We start from the raw sequence: 7,803 nt of genomic DNA on the forward strand, positions 1-7,803 counted from the left end.
CAAGAATCTATGATCGAAAGTTCCTCCACCCCCCCCCTGACGATCTTTAAGCAAGCATATAATGCTTTTCTGGCTCTAGGTCAATTTAATGGCAATGAAAGAAATCGCGGGGTAATCGCGATCGCTAAGGGCATTAAAACTGGCTTTGATCGCATTTTAGAAGCCAATACCCTCGATTTAGAAGTCAGTCGAGAGATGGCCGTCTCGGAACAAATGATTCGCTGGTTACGGTTAACTCCCGAACGTTTAGAGACGACGGTGGAGGTATTGCAACAACTAGCGGAAGCATCGGATCCGCTGCAACAGGTAATTAACGCGGCCTATCAACTGAATCCTTCCCAAACCTATTGCCAAAGGATGCCTTTAGGAGTGATTGCCTTCGTCTATGAAGGTTTTCCGGAATTAGCGATGGTAGCGGCGGGATTTTCCCTAAAAAGTGGCAATAGTTTGATTATTCGGGGTTCCAATGCCTCTAGTCATTCCGATGGGGTGATTACGGAAATTATCCAAGAAGCATTGGAAGATGTGGGTTTACCCGTGGATTGTGTCAGTGGTTTACCCTGTGATTCTAGTCCCTCCCTAGAGGAGTTGCTGACCCAGGAAAATTATGTTAATTTGATTATTCCCTACGGTCGCCCTAGTTTAATCGGTCGGGTGAGTCAATTGGCCACGGTTCCCGTTTTGCGTGCGGCCATGGGAAACTGTTATTTGTATTGGTCTCCTAGTGGCGATTTGGAGTTAGCTCGTCAGGTAATTATCGATAGTCATGGCAGTATACCCGATCCGGTCAATGCGATCGAAAAAGTTTTAATTAGTCCCCATCAAAATTCTTCGACTTTAAGTCGTTTGTTTAAAAGTTTGCAGGAAAAAGGCTTTAAATTGCGGGGAGATACCCGATTAGCGGCGGATTTTCCAGAACATTTAACCATTGCTACCGATAATGATTGGCAAAGACCCTATTTAGAAAAAACCCTGGCCTTTAGGTTAGTGGATACCCTCACTGATGCGATCGCTTGGATTAATAAGTATAGTAGCGGTCATGCGGATTGTATTGTCACCGAATCCTATCGAGAAAGTCGTCAATTTGCCATGGAGTCCGATAGTGCTTTAGTTTATATCAATTCTTCCCCCCGATTCGATCGCAATCCCAAACAGGGAGAATCGGTATTTTTGGGCATTTCCAACCAAAAAGGCCAGCGCCGGGGGTTAATCAACCTAGAAACCTTTACCACCCTTAAACAGGTGGTGCAGGGGTAGTTTTTTTCAGTGATCAGTGATCAGTGATCACTGAACAGTCAACAGTGATCAGTCAAGGCTCTTCGGTTTGTGTTATGCAATGGACGGGGGTTATAAGGGATGTAACCCTTATATAGAAAGGCATTTAGCGATTTTTGTCAATTGTTTTTGATCTAGAGCGAACTAATCCATTAAGTCTCTTGCCAGATAAGGATTTACTCGATTTATGCCCCCCCTATCGAACCATACCAAGTAACGAAGAGCCACAGTCAACAGTGATCAGTGAACTGAAAACTCACATCTGATAACTGATAACTGATAACTGATAACTGAGAAAACGGTAGCAATTTCTACCAAAAGTCAGAATAAAATTCGTTATTGTCATAAGGTCATGACGGAATGTAATTAAAACCAGAAAGAATGCGGATCGAGCAATTGCAAGCCTTTTTAGCCGTAGCCGATACGGGCAATTTCGGTCAAGCTGCCCGCCAGTGTGGAGTCACCCAATCGACTATTAGCCGGCAGATTCAATCCCTAGAAACCGATTTGGGCTTACCTCTTTTTCATCGTACCGCCCAAGCAAAATTAACCATTGCCGGGGAAAAATTACTGCCCCGGGCGAAACGAATTTGTCAAGAATGGATGAATATTCACAGGGAAATCACTGACCTACAGGCAGGAAAACAGCCAGAATTGTGCGTGGCGGCGATTCATTCCGTGTGCGCCCACTATTTACCGCCGATTTTGCCGAAATTTTGTGCTGAATACCCAGAAGTTCAGTTAAGAGTTACAGCCCTAGGCAGCGATCGCGCTTTAAAAGTCTTGCGGGATGGTTTAGTAGATCTGGCGTTGGTAATGAATAATCGTTTTCTCACCTCTAGCCCGGAGATGGTGGTAGAAATATTATATGAAGAAGCGATCGAAATTCTCATGGCCGCTAATCATCCCCTCGCCCAATACAAAGAAGTGCCATGGTCGGAATTAATCCCCTATCCGCAAGTGGTTTTCAAAGATGGCTACGGAATGCAAAGATTAGTACAAGAATGGTTTTCCCGTCAGGATGCCCACCTAAAAACTGTCATGGAATTAAACACCCTTGATGCTTTTCGCGGTGTGGTGCGTCAGGGTAATATTATCGCTCTTCTGCCCCAATCAGCCCTGATGGAAGCCCGCAGCGATGCTACCCTCGCCATTCGTCCTCTTGCTTGCCCCAACAACAAAAATCCCCACCCTAATCATGGTAAATTTCACCAGCGCCTCACCCGTCAGGTAGTCCTTGTCACCACCAGCGATCGCTTACAGATACCACCGATCGCTCATTTTTGTCAATTAGTGCGGCAAATGAATCAAAGTGTGCTAGAAAGCTTAGAAAACCACCCTTTACAGCCTTAGCAATCCCCATCAATCCCATTTACTCTTTATTTTCTTCCTTGAGATGAGCGATACTTTTCGAGAATTATTAAAAGCGATCGGTAGTGGCACCCATACGGGCAAAAATTTAACCCGTCCCGAAGCGGCGATGGCCACCAAGATGATGTTAACCCAAGAAGCAACCCCGGCCCAAATCGGTGCTTTTATGATTGCCCATCGCATTAAACGCCCCACCAGCGATGAGTTAGCGGGAATGCTTGATGCCTATGCCGAGCTTGGCCCGCAAATAACCCTAGAATCAGCCTCTTTTCAGCATCCGATCACTATTTTTGGCAATCCCTACGATGGACGCTCTCGCACTGCCCCGGTTACTCCGATCACTACTTTAATCTTAGGGTTGGCGGGGGTTCCCGTAGTCCTGCACGGGGGCGATCGAATGCCGACTAAATACGGTATTTCTCTCAAGGAAATCTGGCAGCAATTAGGAGCAGATTTTAGTCAATTATCCTTAGCAGCGGTTAAAGACTGTTTAATCACCACAGGATTGACTTTTTTCTATATTCCGCGCCACTTTCCCCTAGTACAGAATTTTGTCACCTATCGGGAGCAAATCGGTAAACGTCCGCCCATGGCCACGGTAGAGTTAATGTGGTCGCCTTTTGTCGGTAATATTCATCAGATATCGGGTTTTGTTCATCCCCCCACCGAAGATCGTTTTTGTGAAACTTTTGCCCTGAGAAATATCTCTCACTTCACGACTGTGAAAGGATTAGAGGGGAGTTGTGATTTAGCCTGTAATCGGACGGCGATTATTGGTCTGGGAAATCCCACCGATCCCCCTTCCTTTCAGCGATTTTTCCTAAATCCTCGCGATTATGGTTTTTGTCCCTCGGATTATCCCCTCGAATCTTTAGAAATGCTCACCGCTAAATTAAAGGGTTTATTAGCCGGAGAAAATAATGAATTAACCGATGCGGCAATTTTTAACGGTGGTTTTTATCTTTGGCGCTGTGGAATTGTCCCAGATATCCCCGCGGGTTTCCAGCAAGCACAACAATGTTTACAGTCAGGAAAAGCCCTTGCTAAACTAGAACAAATCCGTAATTATCTGGAAAGTCGGGAATAGATAGGAATAGGGCTTTAGGGGAAATTACTTCTCAATCAATCATTAATTCTAGAAGTTGGGCTAAGAAGGTAAACCCCAGAATTGGTGTAACTTCTAGGTTTAAAGATCAATGCTTTTGAAAAAAAATTTTTCCCGACTGCATCATTTCCTCGCTTAAGTGGGAAAGCTATGACTACGGTGAACGATTTAGAAGTTTCTAATTCCTATCACAGTCGCCCGTAGAGAAGCCATCATGTCCGCAATTAACCCCTCGACGCTCGAAACTGAATTGATCTCTCCCTCTTTTTCTATCTTAAAACTGAAGGGAAACTCGATCAACCTAGATGAAGATTTTCTCGGCAGTGATTTAGAAGATGATCTAGTATCTAGTCCTGAAAAAAGCTACAACAAAGGGACAACTACTGATTTAGTACGTTTATACCTGCAAGACATTGGCAGAGTGCCTCTACTCAAACGGGACGAGGAAGTTGAACAAGCGCAACAGGTGCAGCGTCATCTGTCTTTACTGAAATTCCGCGCCACCGCCGTTAAACAAGGTGATGCACAAGTACAGCAATTTGTCAAGTTAATTGAGATTCGCGATCAACTAACTGCGCAATTAGCCCATCGTCCCTCCCTAGAACGTTGGGCAAAAACCGCCCAAATAACCGTTTCTGAATTAAAAAATGCTTTAAAAGCAGGAAAACAGCACTGGGCCCACCTAGTGGGCTTAGAAGTGGGGGAATTAGAAGAAATTATTGCCCTTGGTACCCGTGCCAAAGAACAGATGATCAAGGCCAATTTACGTCTAGTGGTGTCGGTGGCCAAAAAATATCAGAATCGCGGTTTAGAATTATTGGATTTGATTCAAGAGGGAACCCTGGGTTTAGAACGCGCCGTCGAGAAATTTGATCCCAGCAAAGGCTATCGTTTTAGTACCTATGCCTACTGGTGGATCCGTCAAGGAATTACGAGAGCGATCGCAACTCAAAGCCGGATTATTCGTTTACCGGTTCATATTACCGAAAAACTCAACAAAATTAAGAAGGCACAACGGAAAATCTCGCAAATGCGCGGTCGCACTGCGACCGTAGAGGAAATTGCCCAAGAGTTAGCGATGACTCCTGAAGCTGTGCGGGAATTGTTGATGAAAGTGCCGCGTTCGGTTTCCTTAGAAATAAAAGTGGGTAAGGAAAAAGATACGGAATTAATAGACATTTTGGAAACCGAAGAAGTGTCTTCAGAAAATCGTCTTGTCTATGAATCTTTGCAAAGAGATATGAGAGAATTATTGGGAGATTTAACCACTCGCGAACGAGAAGTGATTGAATTGCGCTATGGTTTTCTCGATGGTAAATCCCATTCTTTAGGTGATATCGGTCGCACCTTGGAATTATCCCGGGAAAGGGTGCGACAAATTGAGTCGAAAGCGTTGCAAAAACTGCGTCAACCCCAACGATGTAACCAAATTCGCGATTATTTTGAAGCGTTGAGTTAGTTAGGGTATGTGGAAAAAGTTTGTCGTGGGGGTAGGGTATGGGGTGTGGGGTGTAGGGTTTTACCGATTTTGAGGAGGTCAATTACCTAATTTTCAGGGAAAAAGTACCTGAATTGTCCCCCCCGATCACTCCCATATCCGGTACTTTTTGATTTTCAAAAAGCCCAAAGACATTACCCAACAAGGTTTTTAGATTTATTCGGCCAACCCTACCTAGACTATTATGGAAAATAATCTTTCTGAACAAATCGCTTACTATCAGGAACAAATTGATGCTAATCCTGAAAACGTGGCGAATTACTGGTATTTGGGGCTAAATTATCTACTCCAGGGCGATGAATCAGCCGCTAACACCTCTTAATTATCAGGAAAATCAATTTCCTCTAATAACTGAATAGTTTCGTTGACTAAAGGCTCATCTCTAACCCCGTGCGACAAATCTAACTTTGGGCGATCCTTCAATCATGGTGGCTGCCAATTGAGCAGAAGTGAAATCGTAGGGGACATTTAATCCTTGTTTGAGCCTCTTGGTCATTTCCTCAATATTAATTACTCCTAGATTTTCATTTCGGAAGGGAACCTCTATGTTCCCCGTCTTTTGCTCACCATCGAGGTTTCGTAGTCCTTTAGTAATCTTAGTTCCTTTTTTAATCGGATCTACACCACAATTAACGGATGATCCCTTAATTGAAAGGTCAAGGGTTTTGACTTCCCCGGCAAAAAAACAGAGTAAGATATTATCTGATAGCAGATCTCTTCGGAGTATGGTTAGTTTATTCTCTGGTCCGACAAAATCGATTCCAGTTACGGGAGTGACGTAACCTTCTATTTCTAAACCGGGCCAACCGGATACTACTTCTGAATTTAATAAAAAGCCAGTAATAGTTTTATCAGACTGGGTTTTGCTTCGGGGTAAACTGCGAGTTTGAACATCTAATCGTAAGTCTTCTTTCGTAACTCGTCCGACACTAAAAGCCCCATCTTGTAAGCAGTCAACCCAATAAGAGTCTATCCAAAAGAAGCGCAGAGATTCGGGGGGAAGTAACCGTGTATCGGGAACCAGATAGTTAAAAGGAACGTTTTTGAGTAATTCTAAATCTTGGAACCAATTGGCGATCGCTGTTGGTATATCCCCGTTAGTTTCAGTTGTGCCTTTGAAAGGTAGGTGCAGCACTTGTTGCTGTATCTGATGTAAATCTTGAGCTTTAGAGCGTTTCCAGTTAAAAATCTCAACAGCCAAGGATTGATTTTGTAGGGTCAGCATTCGTCCTAACTGCCAAGCCATAGCGTAGGAAACATCAAACATACCCGTATTAGGATCATAACGCATCAATTGATCAGCTATAGCAACAGTATCGGTATCGGTTAGCTTATCTTGGCTTTGGCCTGTACTTAAAGGACTATGATACCAAGAAACTGTTTTATCTCCTTGTCGCAGAGCGTGGTGGAGAGGTACATAACCTAAATCTAGGTATTGCTTCGCTGGATGATTGTTTTGGGAGGGAAGTCTGAGGGTATCGGGTTCGCGATCAATTTCTTTGAGCAGGGCATCGAAATTGTGCTTACTATTAACACAGGTAAAACTCCAACTAGCAAGGCTGACTAAACGGATGAAATCTTTAGGTCCTGCACCTTGATAGTCAAATTCTCCAGAATCCTTATCATAGCGTTCTTCAAGGGCGACTAAATGAACGGTACTTACTTCCCCTTTCTTGGGTAAACGGTTGCCTAAAATAGTGGCTAAAGGTTCGCTGAGAGGTTTATCGTTCTCGTTGGTTATTTGGTTAACAGACGCAAGGAGAGTCAGATCTTTTTCTGGAGGAAGAATCTTTTCTAAAATGTTTTTAGGGACATCAATTACCGTCACCACATCTTCATCATTTTGCCCCGGCTCGTATATAAATGTGGGGAATTTAGTATTACCAGAAGTTGCTTTTAGCTCCTTTAATTTAATCGTTTGTGGTTCAGGTTTTTCTGATTCCTGAAACAGAAGGAGAGCTAACCAAGGGAGATTAGAATTTGTTGATTTGATAGTACGCTCCCAAGGCAGAGTACCGCGTTTGAGGATGATATGGGGCAAGGCATTAGAATACTCGCCCAAGTTTCCCGCAGGGGGAAAAACGGCATAAATGACATCAGGAGTTAGGGGAGCAAAACGGTGGCCATCTACATAAAAGGTAAGCTCTTTACTGAATGTCTGCTCAGGTATTTTGTTGGAGCCTTCGGTTTTAACTTTTTGTTCAACCTCGACTGTGTAAGTACCACTATCTAGGGGAGGTTGGCGATGTTGGATGAATTGAACTTTAACTGTTGATGTGGACATGATTAATTGATTGTGGATTGTGGATTATGGCGATTTTGGATTTTGGATTGTGGATTGTGGATTGAGCATCCTGAAAATCTTCAAATCCTGAAAATCCTGATCAGATTTGGTATAAGAGGGGGGGAGAGGGGAGGAGTTACGGGTTTACTCATACTCTAATAACCCAAGTTGCTAGTTATAAGCTTCGCTAGATCGATTTTGTATTGTGGATTATGGCGATTTTGGATTTTGGATTGTGGATTGTGGATTGAGCATCCTGAAAATCTTCAA

At 43.6% G+C, this 7,803-nt stretch carries 6 protein-coding genes; 5 read left to right on the top strand and 1 reads right to left on the bottom strand.

Annotated features, from left to right (window positions below):
• Positions 1-9 precede the first annotated feature (9 nt).
• The 5 genes from N0824_RS04390 to N0824_RS20885 all read left to right on the top strand — a co-directional run bounded on the left by N0824_RS04390 (position 10) and on the right by N0824_RS20885 (position 5,571).
• The gene (locus tag N0824_RS04390; protein WP_045361148.1) at positions 10-1,257 is read left to right on the top strand and encodes a glutamate-5-semialdehyde dehydrogenase; all 1,248 of its coding nucleotides are present in this window, start codon (positions 10-12) and stop codon (positions 1,255-1,257) included.
• A 399-nt stretch (positions 1,258-1,656) separates the two neighbouring features.
• A complete protein-coding gene (locus N0824_RS04395; protein WP_108935858.1) occupies positions 1,657-2,628 on the top strand; it encodes a LysR family transcriptional regulator in 972 nt (323 codons plus the stop codon).
• A gap of 43 nt (positions 2,629-2,671) precedes the next feature.
• Positions 2,672-3,733, top strand: a complete 1,062-nt coding sequence (locus N0824_RS04400) for an anthranilate phosphoribosyltransferase family protein (protein WP_108935859.1) — start codon at positions 2,672-2,674, stop codon at positions 3,731-3,733.
• Between the two features lie 232 nt (positions 3,734-3,965).
• On the top strand, positions 3,966-5,210 hold the full coding sequence (sigC, locus tag N0824_RS04405) for an RNA polymerase sigma factor SigC (RefSeq protein WP_108935860.1): 1,245 nt from the start codon (positions 3,966-3,968) through the stop codon (positions 5,208-5,210).
• A 223-nt stretch (positions 5,211-5,433) separates the two neighbouring features.
• Positions 5,434-5,571, top strand: a complete 138-nt coding sequence (locus tag N0824_RS20885) for a hypothetical protein (RefSeq protein WP_174236441.1) — start codon at positions 5,434-5,436, stop codon at positions 5,569-5,571.
• 60 nt (positions 5,572-5,631) lie between these two features.
• On the opposite strand, the gene N0824_RS04410 is transcribed toward N0824_RS20885, so the two are convergent.
• Positions 5,632-7,533, bottom strand: coding sequence for a hypothetical protein (locus N0824_RS04410; RefSeq protein WP_108935861.1), 1,902 nt, complete (start codon positions 7,531-7,533; stop codon positions 5,632-5,634).
• Between the last annotated feature and the right edge of the window lie 270 nt (positions 7,534-7,803).

This window comes from Microcystis sp. 0824, assembly GCF_003112475.1.
Taxonomy (GTDB): domain Bacteria; phylum Cyanobacteriota; class Cyanobacteriia; order Cyanobacteriales; family Microcystaceae; genus Microcystis; species Microcystis aeruginosa_C.

Bases quoted from the DNA above. Each gene is read 5' to 3' on its own strand.
- N0824_RS04390 (WP_045361148.1), top strand. From the start codon at position 10: ATGATCGAAAGTTCCTCCACCCCCCCCCTGACGATCTTTAAGCAAGCA.
- N0824_RS04395 (WP_108935858.1), top strand. From the start codon at position 1,657: ATGCGGATCGAGCAATTGCAAGCCTTTTTAGCCGTAGCCGATACGGGC.
- N0824_RS04400 (WP_108935859.1), top strand. From the start codon at position 2,672: ATGAGCGATACTTTTCGAGAATTATTAAAAGCGATCGGTAGTGGCACC.
- sigC (WP_108935860.1), top strand. From the start codon at position 3,966: ATGTCCGCAATTAACCCCTCGACGCTCGAAACTGAATTGATCTCTCCC.
- N0824_RS20885 (WP_174236441.1), top strand. From the start codon at position 5,434: ATGGAAAATAATCTTTCTGAACAAATCGCTTACTATCAGGAACAAATT.
- N0824_RS04410 (WP_108935861.1), bottom strand. From the start codon at position 7,533: ATGTCCACATCAACAGTTAAAGTTCAATTCATCCAACATCGCCAACCT.